The organism is Caballeronia sp. SL1002 (assembly GCF_057814995.1).
In genome coordinates this window covers 3207746-3221645 of the sequence record NZ_JBYMUW010000002.1, presented here as the reverse complement: position 1 = coordinate 3221645, position 13900 = coordinate 3207746, and the positions used below count along the sequence as shown (strand labels likewise).

General features: G+C 62.7%; 17 protein-coding genes. All 17 read right to left on the bottom strand.

Annotation, left to right across the window (positions count from 1 at the left end):
- Positions 1-2: 2 nt before the first annotated feature.
- The 17 genes from hisA to AC3D25_RS17270 all read right to left on the bottom strand — a co-directional run bounded on the left by hisA (position 3) and on the right by AC3D25_RS17270 (position 13810).
- Complete coding sequence (hisA, locus tag AC3D25_RS17350) at positions 3-755, bottom strand: 1-(5-phosphoribosyl)-5-[(5-phosphoribosylamino)methylideneamino]imidazole-4-carboxamide isomerase (protein ID WP_488889553.1); 753 nt, start codon at positions 753-755, stop codon at positions 3-5.
- A 131-nt stretch (positions 756-886) separates the two neighbouring features.
- Positions 887-1528, bottom strand: a complete 642-nt coding sequence (gene hisH, locus AC3D25_RS17345) for an imidazole glycerol phosphate synthase subunit HisH (protein WP_488889552.1) — start codon at positions 1526-1528, stop codon at positions 887-889.
- Complete coding sequence (locus tag AC3D25_RS17340) at positions 1525-2145, bottom strand: MarC family protein (RefSeq protein WP_488889551.1); 621 nt, start codon at positions 2143-2145, stop codon at positions 1525-1527. The genes hisH and AC3D25_RS17340 overlap by 4 nt, the downstream gene beginning before the upstream one ends.
- A gap of 44 nt (positions 2146-2189) precedes the next feature.
- Positions 2190-2777: an imidazoleglycerol-phosphate dehydratase HisB gene (gene hisB / locus AC3D25_RS17335; protein ID WP_488889550.1), complete on the bottom strand. Its 588-nt coding sequence runs from the start codon at positions 2775-2777 to the stop codon at positions 2190-2192.
- A gap of 31 nt (positions 2778-2808) precedes the next feature.
- Positions 2809-3879, bottom strand: a complete 1071-nt coding sequence (hisC, locus tag AC3D25_RS17330) for a histidinol-phosphate transaminase (protein ID WP_488889549.1) — start codon at positions 3877-3879, stop codon at positions 2809-2811.
- A 92-nt stretch (positions 3880-3971) separates the two neighbouring features.
- On the bottom strand, positions 3972-5297 hold the full coding sequence (gene hisD, locus AC3D25_RS17325; protein ID WP_488889548.1) for a histidinol dehydrogenase: 1326 nt from the start codon (positions 5295-5297) through the stop codon (positions 3972-3974).
- A gap of 28 nt (positions 5298-5325) precedes the next feature.
- Positions 5326-6018 (bottom strand): ATP phosphoribosyltransferase, encoded by a 693-nt coding sequence (gene hisG, locus AC3D25_RS17320; protein ID WP_488889547.1) that lies wholly within the window; start codon positions 6016-6018, stop codon positions 5326-5328.
- On the bottom strand, positions 6015-7283 hold the full coding sequence (gene murA, locus AC3D25_RS17315; protein WP_488889546.1) for a UDP-N-acetylglucosamine 1-carboxyvinyltransferase: 1269 nt from the start codon (positions 7281-7283) through the stop codon (positions 6015-6017). Before murA ends, hisG begins: the two co-directional genes overlap by 4 nt.
- Positions 7284-7414: 131 nt before the next feature.
- Complete coding sequence (locus tag AC3D25_RS17310; protein WP_488889545.1) at positions 7415-7663, bottom strand: BolA family protein; 249 nt, start codon at positions 7661-7663, stop codon at positions 7415-7417.
- A gap of 17 nt (positions 7664-7680) precedes the next feature.
- Complete coding sequence (locus AC3D25_RS17305) at positions 7681-8436, bottom strand: ABC transporter permease (protein WP_488889544.1); 756 nt, start codon at positions 8434-8436, stop codon at positions 7681-7683.
- Positions 8433-9359 carry an ABC transporter ATP-binding protein gene (locus tag AC3D25_RS17300; RefSeq protein ID WP_488889543.1) on the bottom strand — a complete coding sequence of 309 codons (927 nt, stop codon included), beginning with the start codon at positions 9357-9359 and terminating at the stop codon, positions 8433-8435. The genes AC3D25_RS17305 and AC3D25_RS17300 overlap by 4 nt, the downstream gene beginning before the upstream one ends.
- A gap of 204 nt (positions 9360-9563) precedes the next feature.
- Positions 9564-9857, bottom strand: a complete 294-nt coding sequence (locus tag AC3D25_RS17295) for an STAS domain-containing protein (RefSeq protein ID WP_488889542.1) — start codon at positions 9855-9857, stop codon at positions 9564-9566.
- Positions 9854-10483: an MlaC/ttg2D family ABC transporter substrate-binding protein gene (locus AC3D25_RS17290; RefSeq protein ID WP_488889541.1), complete on the bottom strand. Its 630-nt coding sequence runs from the start codon at positions 10481-10483 to the stop codon at positions 9854-9856. The genes AC3D25_RS17295 and AC3D25_RS17290 overlap by 4 nt, the downstream gene beginning before the upstream one ends.
- A 111-nt stretch (positions 10484-10594) precedes the next feature.
- On the bottom strand, positions 10595-11575 hold the full coding sequence (locus AC3D25_RS17285; protein ID WP_488889540.1) for an MlaA family lipoprotein: 981 nt from the start codon (positions 11573-11575) through the stop codon (positions 10595-10597).
- Positions 11576-11585: 10 nt separating this feature from the next.
- Positions 11586-12137 (bottom strand): outer membrane lipid asymmetry maintenance protein MlaD, encoded by a 552-nt coding sequence (gene mlaD / locus AC3D25_RS17280; protein WP_488889539.1) that lies wholly within the window; start codon positions 12135-12137, stop codon positions 11586-11588.
- A gap of 93 nt (positions 12138-12230) precedes the next feature.
- Complete coding sequence (gene mlaE / locus AC3D25_RS17275) at positions 12231-12998, bottom strand: lipid asymmetry maintenance ABC transporter permease subunit MlaE (protein WP_488889538.1); 768 nt, start codon at positions 12996-12998, stop codon at positions 12231-12233.
- Entirely contained in the window at positions 12995-13810 is an 816-nt protein-coding gene (locus AC3D25_RS17270) for an ABC transporter ATP-binding protein (RefSeq protein WP_488889537.1), read from the bottom strand. Before AC3D25_RS17270 ends, mlaE begins: the two co-directional genes overlap by 4 nt.
- Between the last annotated feature and the right edge of the window lie 90 nt (positions 13811-13900).

The following is a 13900-nucleotide window of genomic DNA, read 5'->3' as shown; positions in this document are numbered from 1 at the left end:
AGTCAGGCGTCGTCGGCTTCGCGCAGCGTATCGGCGCGGGCTTGCGCCGCGGCGAAATCGAGATCGCCCGAGTAGATCGCGCGGCCGCATATAACGCCTTCGATACCGTCGCCTTCCACTTCGCAAAGCGAGTCGATGTCCGCGAGGTTCGACAACCCGCCGCTCGCAATGACCGGAATCTTCACGGCTTGCGCGAGGCGCACGGTGGCTTCGATATTGATGCCTTGCAGCATGCCGTCCCGGCCGATGTCGGTGTAGATGATGGATTCGCAGCCGTAGTCCTCGAACTTGCGGCCGAGATCCACCACTTCGTGCCCCGTCAACTTGCTCCAGCCGTCGGTCGCGACCTTGCCGTCCTTCGCGTCCAGCCCGACGATGATGTGGCCCGCAAACGCCGTGCACGCATCTTTCAGGAAGCCGGGATTCTTGACGGCCGCCGTGCCGATGATCACGTATTCGAGGCCATCGTCCAGATAGCGTTCGATCGTGTTCAGGTCGCGGATGCCGCCGCCCAGTTGCACCGGAATGTCGTTGCCGACCTCCTGGATGATCGCGCGGATTGCGTCTTCGTTCTTCGGCTTGCCGGCGAACGCGCCGTTCAGGTCGACGAGATGCAGGCGCCGCGCGCCCCGATCGACCCAGTGCCGGGCCATCGCCGCCGGATCTTCGGAAAAAATGGTCGCCTGGTCCATATCGCCTTGCTTGAGGCGTACGCACTGACCGTCTTTAAGATCGATGGCCGGAATGAGCAACATAGATATCGCGTGTAATCGGATGAGGGTTGGTAAAACGGTCGGATTGAGGCGTAGCGCCTCTCTCCGGCCGTTTCGCTAGTGTAGTACAAGTAATGCAACGCTCGCGGATGCGTTCGGCATAAGCGAAAACGTCAAGGCGCCCAGTACACGAAGTTCCGGTAAAGCTGCAATCCGGCGTCCGCGCTCTTTTCCGGGTGAAACTGGGTGGCGAAGATATTGTCGCGCGCAACCGCCGACGCAAACGGCGCGCCATAGACGGTTTCGCCCGCCATGTGCGCGGGATCGGCGGGGACGACGTAGAAACTGTGCACGAAGTAGAAGTGCGCGCCGTCGGCGACGCCGTCCCACAGCGCGTGCGGCACGGCCTGGCGGACGCGGTTCCAGCCCATTTGCGGCACCTTGAAACGCGAGCCGTCGTCCTGAACCTGACCGTCGAGCCGAAAACGCACGACCTTGCCCGGCAGCAGTCCGAGTCCCTTGGTATCGCCTTCCTCGCTCCAGTCGAAGAGCATTTGCTCGCCCACGCACACGCCGAGCATCGGCTTGTTGCGCGAGGCTTCGAGCACGGCTTCCTGCAGACCGGACGCGCCCAGATGGCTCATGCAGTCGCGCATCGCGCCCTGGCCCGGCAGCACGATCCGGTCAGCCGCGCGGATCGCCTCGGGCTGCTCGACGATCGCTACATCCGCTTCGGGCGCCGCCTTTTTAAGCGCCTGATACACCGAGCGCAGGTTGCCCATTCCGTAATCAACAATCGCTATCGAAGTTTTCATTTCAAGGTAGGCAGCAAGGCCTTTAAACCGTCGACGATAAATTCCACCGCCAACGCGGACAACATCAAACCCATCAGACGCGTGCCGATATTGATTCCGGTACGACCCACCCAGCGCGCGATCGGTTCAGCGAGATTCAGCGCACCGAAACAGAGCGCCGCCAACACCGCGCCGATCGCGATCAGCCCGATCCGGTCGTACCAGTGCGGCGCGTTCGCGGAATAGATGATCACCGTGCTGATCGAACCCGGTCCGGTCAGAAGCGGAATGGCGAGCGGCACGACCGCGACGCTGTTCTTCAACTCTGCCTCGTGGCGTTCTTCCGGCGTGGAACGCGTGTTGCCGATCTGCGCGTTCAGCATGTTGATTGCCATCAACAACATGATGATGCCGCCGCCGACTTCAAGCGAGCCGACCGAAATGCCGAAAAACGCAATGATCTGCTGCCCGAGCAGCGCCGTCACCGCGATCACGCAAAACACGGAAACCGACGCGATACGAATGGTGTTGCGCTTGTCGAGATCCGACTGCTGCGCGGTCAGGCTCAGGAAAAACGGGATCGCGCCGACCGGATTGATCAGCGCGAGCAGCGAAATAAACGATTTGAGCAGATCCATCGCGGGGCGTCAGCGTACTTCCGAAGAGGCCGAAGCCGTCGGGGTTACAGGCTGCCCTTCGTCGAGGGAATCTGGCCGGCGGCGCGCTCATCCATCTCGCACGCCATGCGCAGCGCGCGCCCAAACGCCTTGAACACGGTTTCGACCTGATGGTGTGTGTTGATGCCGCGCAGATTGTCGATATGCAGCGTCACGCCCGCGTGATTCACGAAGCCGCGGAAAAATTCGATGGTCAGATCGACGTCGAACGTGCCAATGCGCGCCCGCGTGAACGGCACATGGAATTCGAGGCCCGGACGGCCCGAAAAGTCGATCACCACGCGCGACAGCGCTTCGTCGAGCGGCACATACGAATGTCCGTAGCGGCGAATGCCCTTGCGATCGCCGATCGCCTTCGCCACCGCCTGACCGAGCGTGATGCCGGTGTCTTCGACCGTGTGGTGATCGTCGATATGGAGGTCGCCATGCGCTTCGATTTCGAGGTCGAAAAGGCCGTGACGCGCGATCTGGTCGAGCATGTGGTCGAGAAACGGCACGCCAGTGGCGAGCTTTTGCTTGCCCGTGCCGTCGAGATCGAGCTTCACACGGATCTGCGTTTCGCTGGTGTTGCGAACGACTTCCGCAATGCGCATGGTGATTCCTTGAGACTTTTAAGAGAAAGGTTTAGTGCAATGCCAGCTTCAGCGCCGCGATCAATTGCGCGTTCTCTTCAGCCGATCCGACCGTCAAACGCACGCAATTTGCGAGCAATGGGTGCATTTTACTCACGTTTTTGATCAAAACCCGCGATGTCAGCAGGGTTTCGAACGTTGCCGCCGCGTCCGGAACGCGCACCAGCAGAAAGTTGGCCGCGCTCGGGAAAACCTGCGCGCCCGGCAGCGCCGCGACCGCCGCCGCAAGCGTTTCGCGTTCCGAGCGAAGCGCGGCGGCCTGCGCGTCCAGCACATCGAGGTGATCGAGCAGGAAATCGGCCGCGGCCTGCGTCAACACGTTAATGTTGTACGGCGGGCGCACCTTGTCGAATTCGGTCAGCCATTTCTGCGATCCCACCAGATAGCCGAGCCGGATCCCCGCGAGCCCGAGCTTCGAGACCGTGCGCATCACGACGACATTGTCGAATTCGGCCGCGCGCGGCAGCCAGCTTTTCCCGGCAAACGGCTGATAGGCCTCGTCGATCACGACCAAGCTCTTCGACGCCGCCGCGATGATCCGCTCGATGTCGGGATCGTCGTAGAGCGTCCCGGTCGGATTATTGGGATACGCGAGATACACGAGTGCGGGCGCGTGCTCGCCGATTGCCGCGATAAGCGCGTCGGCGTCGAGCGTGAAGTCGGCATTCAGCGGCACGCCGATAAAGTCGAGATGCGCGAATTTCGCCGACATCTGATACATCACGAAGCCCGGCACGGGCGCGAGCACCTTGGCGCCCGGCCGCGCGCACGCCGTCGACATCATGCTGATGAGTTCGTCCGAACCGTTGCCGAGCATCACGTCGCAGGCGGCGGGCACGTTCATCGTGCGCTTGATCTTGTCGAGCAGCGCGATCGGACGCGGTTCGGGATAACGGTTCAACGCAACGCACGCCAGCCGCTCGCCGAGTTTTTGCGCGAGGTCGGCGGGCAGGCTGTACGGATTTTCCATCGCGTCGAGCTTGATGAGTCCGGTGGCGTCGGGCACGGGATAACTCGTCATCGCGAGGATGTCGGAACGGACGATGTCTTGTGGTGTGGTCATGGTCAGCCGGCTGCGAGCGCCGGACAAAAATGGCGGCTCTAAGGCCGCCTTGTTTTTGGTATTGGACGTGGACGCGAAATGTAGACCGGCGCTTACTGGCCCGTGTTCTTCATCCGGTATTCGGCGCTCCGCGCGTGCGCCTGCAGTCCTTCGCCGTACGCCAGTTCGGCGGCGATTTCCCCGAGCGTCTGCGCGCCTTCCGCGCTCACTTCGATCACGCTCGATCGCTTCATGAAATCGTACACCCCGAGCGGCGACGAAAACCGCGCGGTGCGTGATGTCGGCAATACGTGGTTCGGACCGGCGCAATAGTCGCCAAGGCTCTCGCTCGTGTAACGGCCGAGGAAGATCGCGCCCGCATGACGGATCAGCGCGCCCCAGTGGTGCGGATCGAGTGCCGAAATTTCGAGGTGTTCCGGCGCGATATCGTTGGCGATCGCGCACGCTTCGGCCATGTCCTTCACCTTGACAAGCGCTCCACGGTCTTCGAGCGAACGCTGGATCACGTCGCGGCGCGGCATCGACGGGAGCAGTTCCTTGATCGCATCTTCCACGCGCTGGATGAACCCGGCATCCGGGCAGAGCAGGATGGATTGCGCGAGTTCGTCGTGTTCGGCTTGCGAGAACAGGTCCATCGCGACCCAGCGCGGATCGGTCGTGCCGTCGCAAATCACGAGAATTTCCGACGGCCCTGCGATCATGTCGATCCCGACCGTGCCGAACACGCGGCGTTTCGCCGACGCGACATACGCGTTGCCCGGGCCGCAAATCTTGTCCACCGCCGGCACGCTCTCGGTGCCGTAGGCGAGCGCGGCCACCGCCTGCGCGCCGCCGATCGTGAACACGCGATCCACGCCGCCGAGCAGCGCGGCGGCGAGCACGAGCGGATTTTTCACGCCGTCCGGCGTCGGCACGACCATCACGATTTCCTTGACGCCCGCCACCCGCGCCGGAATCGCGTTCATCAATACCGACGACGGATACGCCGCCTTGCCGCCCGGCACGTAGATCCCGGCGCGGTCGAGCGGCGTGACTTTCTGGCCGAGCACCGTGCCGTCGGCTTCGGTGTATTGCCAGCTATGGCTGCCGCACTCGATTCGCTGTTTCTCGTGATAACCGCGCACACGCGCCGCCGCCGCTTCGAGCGCGGCACGGCGTTTCGGTACGAGCCCTTCCAGCGCCGCTTCCAGTTCCGATTGCGGCAGTTCCAGCGCGGCGACGCTCGTCGCCTGCACGCGGTCGAAACGGTTCGTGTAGTCGAGCACGGCCTGATCGCCGCGCTGTTTCACGTCCGCGAGGATCTGCGCGACCGAACGTTCGATGGCTTCGTCCTCGCTCGCCTCGAACGCGAGCACCGCGTGCAGCGCCGTGTGAAAACCGTTGGCACTGGAATCGAGTTTGCGAATCTTGATAGACATGCTGATTTCCGTTTATTGCGTCCGGGATTTAAGCCGGCGTTCCCACCGACGCGCGTTCGAACGCTTCGAGATACGGCCTGAGCGCCGCGCGCTTCAACTTCAGCGCCGCCTGATTGACGACGAGGCGCGACGAAATCTCCATGATTTCCTCGACTTCGACGAGATTATTCGCCCTGAGCGTGCCGCCCGAACTCACGAGATCGACGATCGCGTCGGCCAGACCGACCAGCGGCGCGAGTTCCATCGAGCCGTAGAGCTTGATGAGATCGACGTGAACGCCCTTGGACGCAAAATGCTCGCGCGCCACTTCCACGTACTTGGTCGCGACACGCAGCCGCGCCCCTTGCCGCACCGCGCTCGCGTAGTCGAAACCAGCCGCGACCGCCACCGACATCCGGCAGCGCGCGATATTCAGATCGACCGGCTGATACAACCCGCCGCCGCCATGCTCGATCAGCACGTCCTTGCCCGCCACGCCGAAATCCGCCGCGCCGTATTCCACGTAGGTCGGCACATCGGTCGCGCGCACGATGATCACGCGCAGGTTCGGATTGGTGGTCGGCAGGATCAGCTTGCGCGAGGTCTCCGGGTCTTCCGTCACTTCGACGCCCGCCGCCGCCAGAAGCGGCAACGTTTCCTCGAAGATACGCCCCTTCGACAACGCGAGCGTGAGCGGCGCGCTCGGCAAAACAGACGAACTGGTTTGCGGCAACGAACTCATTGCGCGCTCCCGCTGCCTGGAATGCGCCGCACTTTCGCGCCGACCGCGGTCAGCTTGCTTTCCATCCGGTCGTAGCCCCGATCGAGGTGATAAATACGGTCGATCAGCGTCTCGCCTTCCGCGCACATCGCAGCGATCACGAGGCTCGCCGACGCCCGCAGGTCGGTCGCCATGACCTTCGCGCCCGACAGTTTTTCGACGCCCGTCACGAGCGCCGTCTTGCCGTCGATCGTGATGTTCGCGCCCAGACGGTTCAGTTCCTGAACGTGCATGAAGCGGTTCTCGAAGATCGTCTCGACCACTTGCGACGTGCCCGCCGCCATCGCGTTCAGCGCCATGAACTGCGCCTGCATGTCGGTCGGGAATGCCGGATATTCCGACGTGCGCACGTTCACGGCTTCCGGGCGCTTCGCCATCTGCACGCGCATCCAGTTGTCGCCTTCCTCGATCTTGACGCCGGCTTCGCGCAACTTGTCCGTCACGGCGTCGAGCAGCGACGGCGCAACGTTGCGCAACGTGACATCGCCGCCGGCGGCCGCGACCGCGCACAGGAACGTGCCCGCTTCGATCCGGTCCGGTACGACCGAATGGCGCGCGCCGTGCAGTTTATCGACGCCACAAATCACGAGCCGGTCCGTGCCGATTCCGTCGATTTTCGCGCCCATTTTCACGAGCAAATGCGCGAGATCGCTGACCTCCGGCTCGCGCGCGGCGTTTTCGATCACCGTTTCGCCTTCCGCGAGCACCGCTGCCATCAACAGATTTTCCGTGCCGGTGACGGTGATCATGTCCGTGACGATGCGCGCGCCCTTCAAACGCTTCGCGCGCGCCTCGATAAACCCGTGCTCGATGTTGATCTCCGCGCCCATCGCCTGCAGGCCTTTGATGTGCTGATCGACCGGACGCGCGCCGATCGCGCAGCCGCCCGGCAACGACACCTTCGCCTCGCCGAAGCGCGCGACGAGCGGGCCGAGCACGAGGATCGACGCGCGCATCGTCTTGACCATTTCGTAGGGCGCGACCAGGTTGTCCACCTTGCCCGCGTTCAACGTGACGTGGCCGTCGTTCGCCTCCGAGCGCACACCCATCTGGCCGAGCAGCTTGAGCGTCGTGCGGACGTCCTGCAGATTCGGAACGTTTTCGAGATGAACGTCGTCGGCGGTGAGAAGGCTTGCGCAGAGAATCGGCAGGGCCGCGTTTTTCGCGCCCGACACCGTGATTTCGCCCGCGAGACGCGTGCCGCCATCAATGACCAGTTTGTCCATGCTTGCATGTCCTTCGAGCGTGCTGCCCGCTGCGGCGCCGTCGGCGCCACGGTTATCTTGAGTAAATCGCACTGACTTGTCCAACGTGTTTGTGACTGTGGATCGTGACTGTGAAGCGGAGTGCAAATGCATCACGCCGGCGTGTTTTTCTGCCACTCGCCGGGCGTCAGCGTCTTCATGCTCAACGCATGAATTTCCGCGCGCATGCGGTCGCCGAGCGCCGCATAGACCAGTTGATGACGCGCGATCAGGCGCTTGCCCTCGAACGAATCGCTCACGATGGTCGCGAAGAAGTGCTGGCCGTCGCCTTCCACTTCGAGATGCTGGCAGGCGAGGCCGCCCGCGATGTAATCCTTCACTTGTTCCGGGGTCGGCAACATGGAAGTCTCCTTAACTATTAGTGACGCAGCTTGTAACCGGACGCGAGCAGGCGCACCGCGACCACGGCCAGCACGACGAAAAACCCGCCGACAATACCAATGCTCGCGAACGGGCTGACGTCCGACATGCCGAAAAAGCCGTAGCGAAAACCGTCGATCATGTAGAAGAACGGATTCAGCCGCGACACTTCGCGCCAGACCGGCGGCAGCGTATGCGTCGAGTAGAACACGCCCGACAGGAACGTCAGCGGCATGATGAGAAAGTTTTGAAACGCCGCGAGTTGATCGAATTTTTCCGCCCAGATACCCGCGATCAATCCCAGCGTACCGAGAATGGCCGAGCCGAGCACGGCGAACGCGAGAATGTAGAGCGGCGCGGCGAAGCTCATCGGGATGAACCAGACCGTCACGACAAACACGCCGAATCCAACCGCGAGCCCGCGCACCACGGAAGCGAGCACGTAGGCGAAGAACATTTCCCAGTGCGACAGCGGCGGCAGCAGGACGAACACGAGATTGCCGGTGATCTTCGACTGAATCAGCGACGACGAACTGTTCGCGAACGCGTTCTGCAACACGCTCATCATCACGAGGCCGGGCACGAGGAAGCTCGTGTACGCGACGCCCGGATACACCTGAACATGATTGGTAAGCGCGTGGCCGAAGATCATCAAATAAAGCAGCGCCGTGATGACCGGCGCGAGCACGGTCTGAAACGCGACCTTCCAGAACCGCAGAATTTCTTTGTAAAACAGTGTTCTGAAGCCGCTCATGAAAGTCCCTCGATCACTTCCGGTTCGTTCATGACCTGCACGAACACATCTTCGAGATCGGCCTTGCGGACCTCGATTTCATCGAATTTGCAGCCCGCCGCGCGGCATTTCGCGAGAATCGGCTCGACGTCGTCGTAGCTGGACAAGCGCAACAGATGCTGCGTGCCCGACACGGCGCCCGGATCGACTTCCAGTGCGCGCAATTCCACCGGCAACACGCCGGTCGAAAAACGCAGCGACAACTGCATGCCCGCAAACCGTTGCAGCAGCGTGCTCGTGCGCTCCAGCGCAACGATCTCGCCGCGCCGCAGCATCGCGAGCCGGTCGCACAGCGCCTCGGCTTCTTCGAGATAGTGCGTGGTCAGCACGATGGTGTGACCTTCGCGGTTCAGGCGTGAAATGAACTTCCAGAGCGTCTGGCGCAATTCGACATCGACGCCGGCCGTCGGCTCGTCGAGCACGATCACTGGCGGCCGATGCACGAGCGCCTGCGCGACCAGCACGCGGCGCTTCATGCCGCCCGACAACGCGCGCGTGTTGACGTCGGCTTTCTCGGTGAGATCGAGATTCGCCATCACCTCGTCAATCCAGTCGTCGTTATTGCGCAAGCCGAAATAACCCGACTGGATACGCAGCGACTCACGTACGGTGAAGAAAGGATCGAAGACCAGTTCCTGCGGCACGACGCCGAGCGCGCGGCGCGCTTCGCGGAAATCGGTAACCACGTCGTGGCCGCGCACGGAGATCGTGCCGCTATCGGCGCGCGCGAGGCCCGCGAGAATGCTGATCAGCGTGGTTTTGCCTGCGCCGTTAGGACCGAGCAGGCCGAAGAATTCACCTTCTTCCACCACGAGACTCACGCCTTTGAGCGCTTGCAGCTCTTTGTAGCGCTTCTTGACGTTTCGGATTTCTATGGCTGACATGACTGTGCGCTCGCCACGCGGACGGCGCCTCAATAGGCGGAAACGGAAGCAAAAAGGACCGGCACTGACCCAAAAAGGGGCCGGGTGCAAGGCCGAAAAAACGTTTGATTATAGGACAAACCGGCTGGGCCCGAGTCGCGCACCCTGCCGGCCGGTGCGCGTTGGGAGAGGTTCCGAGCGCGCCGGCACTGCATCAGCGCAGGGTCAATGTCGGAAGGTGAGGAGCGTATCGACGCCGTAGGCTTGCGCGAGACTGGCAAGCCCGGAAGGAACATTCACGACGCCGAGCTCGGCGCCACGCGCCGACGCCGCGCGCTGCCACGCGAGCAAAACGGCAAGCGCCGATGAATCGAAACGCTTGAGCGGCGCGCAATCCACTTCGGTAGCGCCTGCCGCAATCCGCGACAAACCCGCGTCGAGCGCGTTCTTCGCGCTCTCGTGGGTCAGGCTCGCAGCGGTTTCGAAGCGGCTGGCCGCTGTGCCCGAACGCGTGTTCACGACTGCTTTCCGCTCGCGAGTTGCTGGTTGCGCTGCGTCAAGAACTGCAGCAGGCCATCGACGCCATGTTGCGAAATCTGCTCGCTGAACTGCTGCTGATAAGCCTGAATCAGCCATGCGCCGAGCACGTTGATGTCATACACGCGCCAACCTTGCGGCGTTTTGTAGAGACGGTAATCGAGCTGGATCGGCGAGCCGTTGTTCACGACGACCGAGCGCACCACCACGTCCGTATCTTCCGGCGATGCACGGAACGGCTTGTACTCGACTTCCTGGTTGCGCACTTGCGCGAGCGCGCCGGAATACGTGCGGATCAGCAGCATCTTGAACTGCTCGACGATTTCCTTTTGCTGCTGCGGCGTCGCGGTATTCCAGTTGCGGCCCATGACGAGGCGCGTCGTGCGTGTGAAATCCGTGTACGGCAGGATCTTTTCGTTCACGAGTTGCGTGATGCGCGTGATGCTGCCCGACTGGATTTGCTTGTCGCTCTTGATTTGGTCGAGCACTTGTTGCGTGATCGTCTTGATCATGCCGTCCGGCGAACTGCTGTCGACGGTTTGCGCCGATGCCGTGCCGCAAAACGCCACGAACATCGCAATAACGGGAAGCCAAAAAAGTTTTTTCATTACAGACCCTGCTTAAAAGTGGCTTGAGTTGGAACGCGGCGCGCAATCCGAGTTCACGGCGCGCACCGTTTCAAGCGGTGAAAATACTGTCAATCTGTTACAGCGATGCGTTTAGCGAAGGCGGATCGACGGGAACGACGGAATGCGCGGCGGGACCATCTGGTTGCCCGGAATCGTAGAACTGCCCGACGCGGCTTCTGGCGCCGAAGCTGCGCCCGGCGCGGAAGCCGTGCCGCCCGCTTCCGCCGCTTCCGCCGCCGATGCCGCCGCGGCCGGAACTGCCGTCGCCGATGCCGCCGTAGCCGCGGTCGCCGCCGCGCCCGACGCGCCGGTAGCACCCGCTGCACCGCTCGCGGCTGCCGCGTCGTCGTAGTTCGGCAGCGCAGTATCGCCGTAATCCGGCGTGCCCGTGCCGCCGGTCAACAGATATTGACGACGCTGCAGATACGCATTGCGCACGAACGAATACTTGTCGAGCGCGGCGTCCGCGAGCACATCGCTCGCGCCGAGCAGATTCGCGCGCGTATCGACGAGATTCACGCCGTAGAGCGCCCAGCTGAGCGAATCCGGCTTGATGTAGGTCATCGGATTGCCGAAATAATCGACCACCAGGCCGCTCGTGTCGCGCACCGTGCTCGGCCCGAGCAGCGGCAGCACGACATACGGACCGGCCGGAACGCCATAGTGGCCGAGCGTCAGGCCGAAATCGGCCGTGTGCTTCGGCAGCTTTGCGGCGGTCGCGACGTCGAACAGGCCGCCCACACCGAACACGGTATTGATGGCGACCCGCATGATGTCGGACACGCCGTCGGCAATTTTCAGCTGCAGCAGGTTGTTCGCGGCGGTGTAGACGTCGCCGATGTTCGAAAAGAAGTTCGTGACGCTATTGCGCACCGGCTCCGGAATCGCCCAGACATACGCCTTGGCGACCGGCTTGACCGCGACCTGATCGATCTTGTCGTTCACGGTGAACATCGTGCGGTTGTAGCTCTCGAACGGATCGCCCTTGGTGGGCGTCGTCACGGTCGCACAGCCGGCCAGCAGTCCTACTGCAACCACGATTGCAACGCTTCTCACGCGCATCGCCTGCATGTCCTTCTCCTTATTGGCTCGCCGCACTTGCGCCCATGGCGCTGGCCGCGCCCGGAAACGCCGGAGCGGCCGGCGCTGTAGCGGCCGCAGGTGCCTTCGAGGCGCCGGAATCCGCCGCCTTGTTGTAGAGGAACTGTCCGATCAGGTTTTCGAGCACGACCGCCGATTGCGTCATCGAAATGGTGTCGCCGCTCTTCAGCATCTGGTCGTCGCCGCCCGGCTCCAGACCGATGTATTGCTCGCCGAGCAGGCCCGACGTCAGGATCTTCGCCGACGAATCCTTCGGAAATGCGTATTGCTTGTCGATATCGATCGTGACGACCGCCTGGTACGTGTTCTGGTCGAAGCCGATCGAGCCGACGCGGCCCACGGTCACGCCCGCGCTTTTCACCGGCGCACGTGCCTTGAGGCCGCCGATATTGTCGAATTTCAGCCGCACTGAGTACGTCGGCTGGAACGACAGCGAACTCATGTTGCCCGCTTTCAGCGCGAGAAACAGCAGCGCCACGAAACCGAGCACCACGAACAGGCCGACCCAAAAGTCGAGAGCAGTCTTTTTCATCGTCTTCCCAAAGAAATCTTGTCGCAGATCCGGCGCCGGAGCACTGTGCTCTTCGCCACGCCCGCGCCATGAGCGGGGGCAGAATCAGCGTGTTTAGCTGAACATCAGTGCCGTCAGCAGAAAATCGAGGCCGAGCACCGCGAGCGACGCGTACACGACCGTCTTGGTGGTCGCGCGCGACACGCCTTCCGGCGTCGGGCGGGCTTCGTAGCCCTGGAACAGTGCGATGAACGTCACCGCGAAGCCGAACACCACGCTCTTGATGACGCCGTTGCCCACGTCGCGCCAGACATCCACGCCGCCTTGCATCTGCGACCAGAACGCGCCGGAGTCCACGCCGATCATCAGCACGCCCACCACGTAGCCGCCGATCACGCCGACCGCGCTGAAAATAGCAGCGAGAATGGGCATCGAAATGATGCCGGCCCAGAGACGCGGCGAAAGGACGACCTTGACCGGGTCGACGGCCATCATTTCCATCGCGGTCAGTTGCTCGCCCGCTTTCATCAGGCCGATTTCGGCGGTGAGCGACGTGCCCGCGCGCCCGGCGAACAAGAGCGCGGTCACGACCGGACCGAGTTCGCGCACGAGCGACAGCGCGACGAGCAGCCCGAGCGCCTGTTCCGAACCATAACGGTTCAGCGTGTAATAACCCTGCAAACCAAGCACGAAGCCGACGAACAGCCCCGACACTGCAATGATCAGCAGCGAATAATTACCGACGAAATGGATCTGTTTCGTGACAAGGCGCGGTCGGCGCAGCAGCGCGAAGAACTCGACGACGAGCCGCAGAAACAAGCGCGTCGCATAGCCGATCGTACCGACGCCGCCGAGCACCGAGCGTCCGAGGGCGCTGATCATGCCTGACCTCCGATGCCGAAATCCGCCGCGAGCGACGTGCTCGGATAGTGGAATTTGAACGGGCCGTCGGGCGCACCGTCGATGAACTGGCGCACGCTCGGGTCGGTGGACGCGCGCAACTGGGCGGGCGTTCCCTCGGCGAGAATGCCGCCGTTCGCGATGAAATACACGTAATCGGCGATGGCGAACGACTCCGGCACATCATGCGTGACGAGAATGGACGTCGCGCCGAGCGCGCTGTTCAGCGTGCGGATCAGGTTCGCCGTGATGCCGAGCGAAATGGGGTCGAGACCGGCGAACGGCTCGTCGTACATCATCAGTTCGGGATCGAGCGCGATGGCGCGTGCCAACGCCACGCGCCGCGCCATGCCGCCCGAAATTTCCGACGGCGCGAGGTCGAGCGCGCCGCGCAGTCCGACCGCGTTCAGCTTCATCAGCACGAGATCGCGGAGGAGTTCGTCGGGGAGATCGGTGTGTTCGCGCAGCGGGAACGCGACGTTTTCGAAGACGGTTTGATCGGTGAAAAGCGCGCCGAACTGGAACAGCATGCCCATTTTCCGGCGCAGCGCGTAGAGGCCGTCGCGCGTTTGCGCACCGACGTCCTGCCCGCCGAACAGCACCTGCCCGCGCTTCGCCTTCACCAGCCCGCCGATCAACCGCAGGATGGTGGTCTTGCCGCAGCCCGATCCGCCCATGACCGCGACAACCTGACCACGCGAAAAACGCATGTTCAGGTTCGACAAAACGAGCCGGTCGGCGTAACCGAAGTCGACGTCGCGAAGCTCAAGCAAGGTCTTTGGGGAAGCTGACACGGAGGCTGACAATCCTTTTACGCGGGAGGCCGAATTATAGGGCCTGCGCAAAAGCGGTGCTTTGGCCTACCTTTTCGACGGTGATTTGTT

Excerpts from the sequence above, each read along its gene's own strand:
- hisG (WP_488889547.1), bottom strand. The coding sequence starts at position 6,018 with ATGAGTTCGTTGCCGCAAACCAGTTCGTCTGTTTTGCCGAGCGCGCCG.
- hisB (WP_488889550.1), bottom strand. The coding sequence starts at position 2,777 with ATGCGCATTGCGGAAGTCGTTCGCAACACCAGCGAAACGCAGATCCGT.
- mlaD (WP_488889539.1), bottom strand. The coding sequence starts at position 12,137 with ATGAAAAAGACTGCTCTCGACTTTTGGGTCGGCCTGTTCGTGGTGCTC.
- AC3D25_RS17340 (WP_488889551.1), bottom strand. The coding sequence starts at position 2,145 with ATGGATCTGCTCAAATCGTTTATTTCGCTGCTCGCGCTGATCAATCCG.
- hisD (WP_488889548.1), bottom strand. The coding sequence starts at position 5,297 with ATGTCTATCAAGATTCGCAAACTCGATTCCAGTGCCAACGGTTTTCAC.
- AC3D25_RS17290 (WP_488889541.1), bottom strand. The coding sequence starts at position 10,483 with ATGAAAAAACTTTTTTGGCTTCCCGTTATTGCGATGTTCGTGGCGTTT.
- AC3D25_RS17285 (WP_488889540.1), bottom strand. The coding sequence starts at position 11,575 with ATGCAGGCGATGCGCGTGAGAAGCGTTGCAATCGTGGTTGCAGTAGGA.
- AC3D25_RS17300 (WP_488889543.1), bottom strand. The coding sequence starts at position 9,359 with ATGTCAGCCATAGAAATCCGAAACGTCAAGAAGCGCTACAAAGAGCTG.
- hisH (WP_488889552.1), bottom strand. The coding sequence starts at position 1,528 with ATGAAAACTTCGATAGCGATTGTTGATTACGGAATGGGCAACCTGCGC.
- hisC (WP_488889549.1), bottom strand. The coding sequence starts at position 3,879 with ATGACCACACCACAAGACATCGTCCGTTCCGACATCCTCGCGATGACG.
- hisA (WP_488889553.1), bottom strand. The coding sequence starts at position 755 with ATGTTGCTCATTCCGGCCATCGATCTTAAAGACGGTCAGTGCGTACGC.
- murA (WP_488889546.1), bottom strand. The coding sequence starts at position 7,283 with ATGGACAAACTGGTCATTGATGGCGGCACGCGTCTCGCGGGCGAAATC.
- mlaE (WP_488889538.1), bottom strand. The coding sequence starts at position 12,998 with ATGATCAGCGCCCTCGGACGCTCGGTGCTCGGCGGCGTCGGTACGATC.
- AC3D25_RS17305 (WP_488889544.1), bottom strand. The coding sequence starts at position 8,436 with ATGAGCGGCTTCAGAACACTGTTTTACAAAGAAATTCTGCGGTTCTGG.
- AC3D25_RS17310 (WP_488889545.1), bottom strand. The coding sequence starts at position 7,663 with ATGTTGCCGACCCCGGAACAAGTGAAGGATTACATCGCGGGCGGCCTC.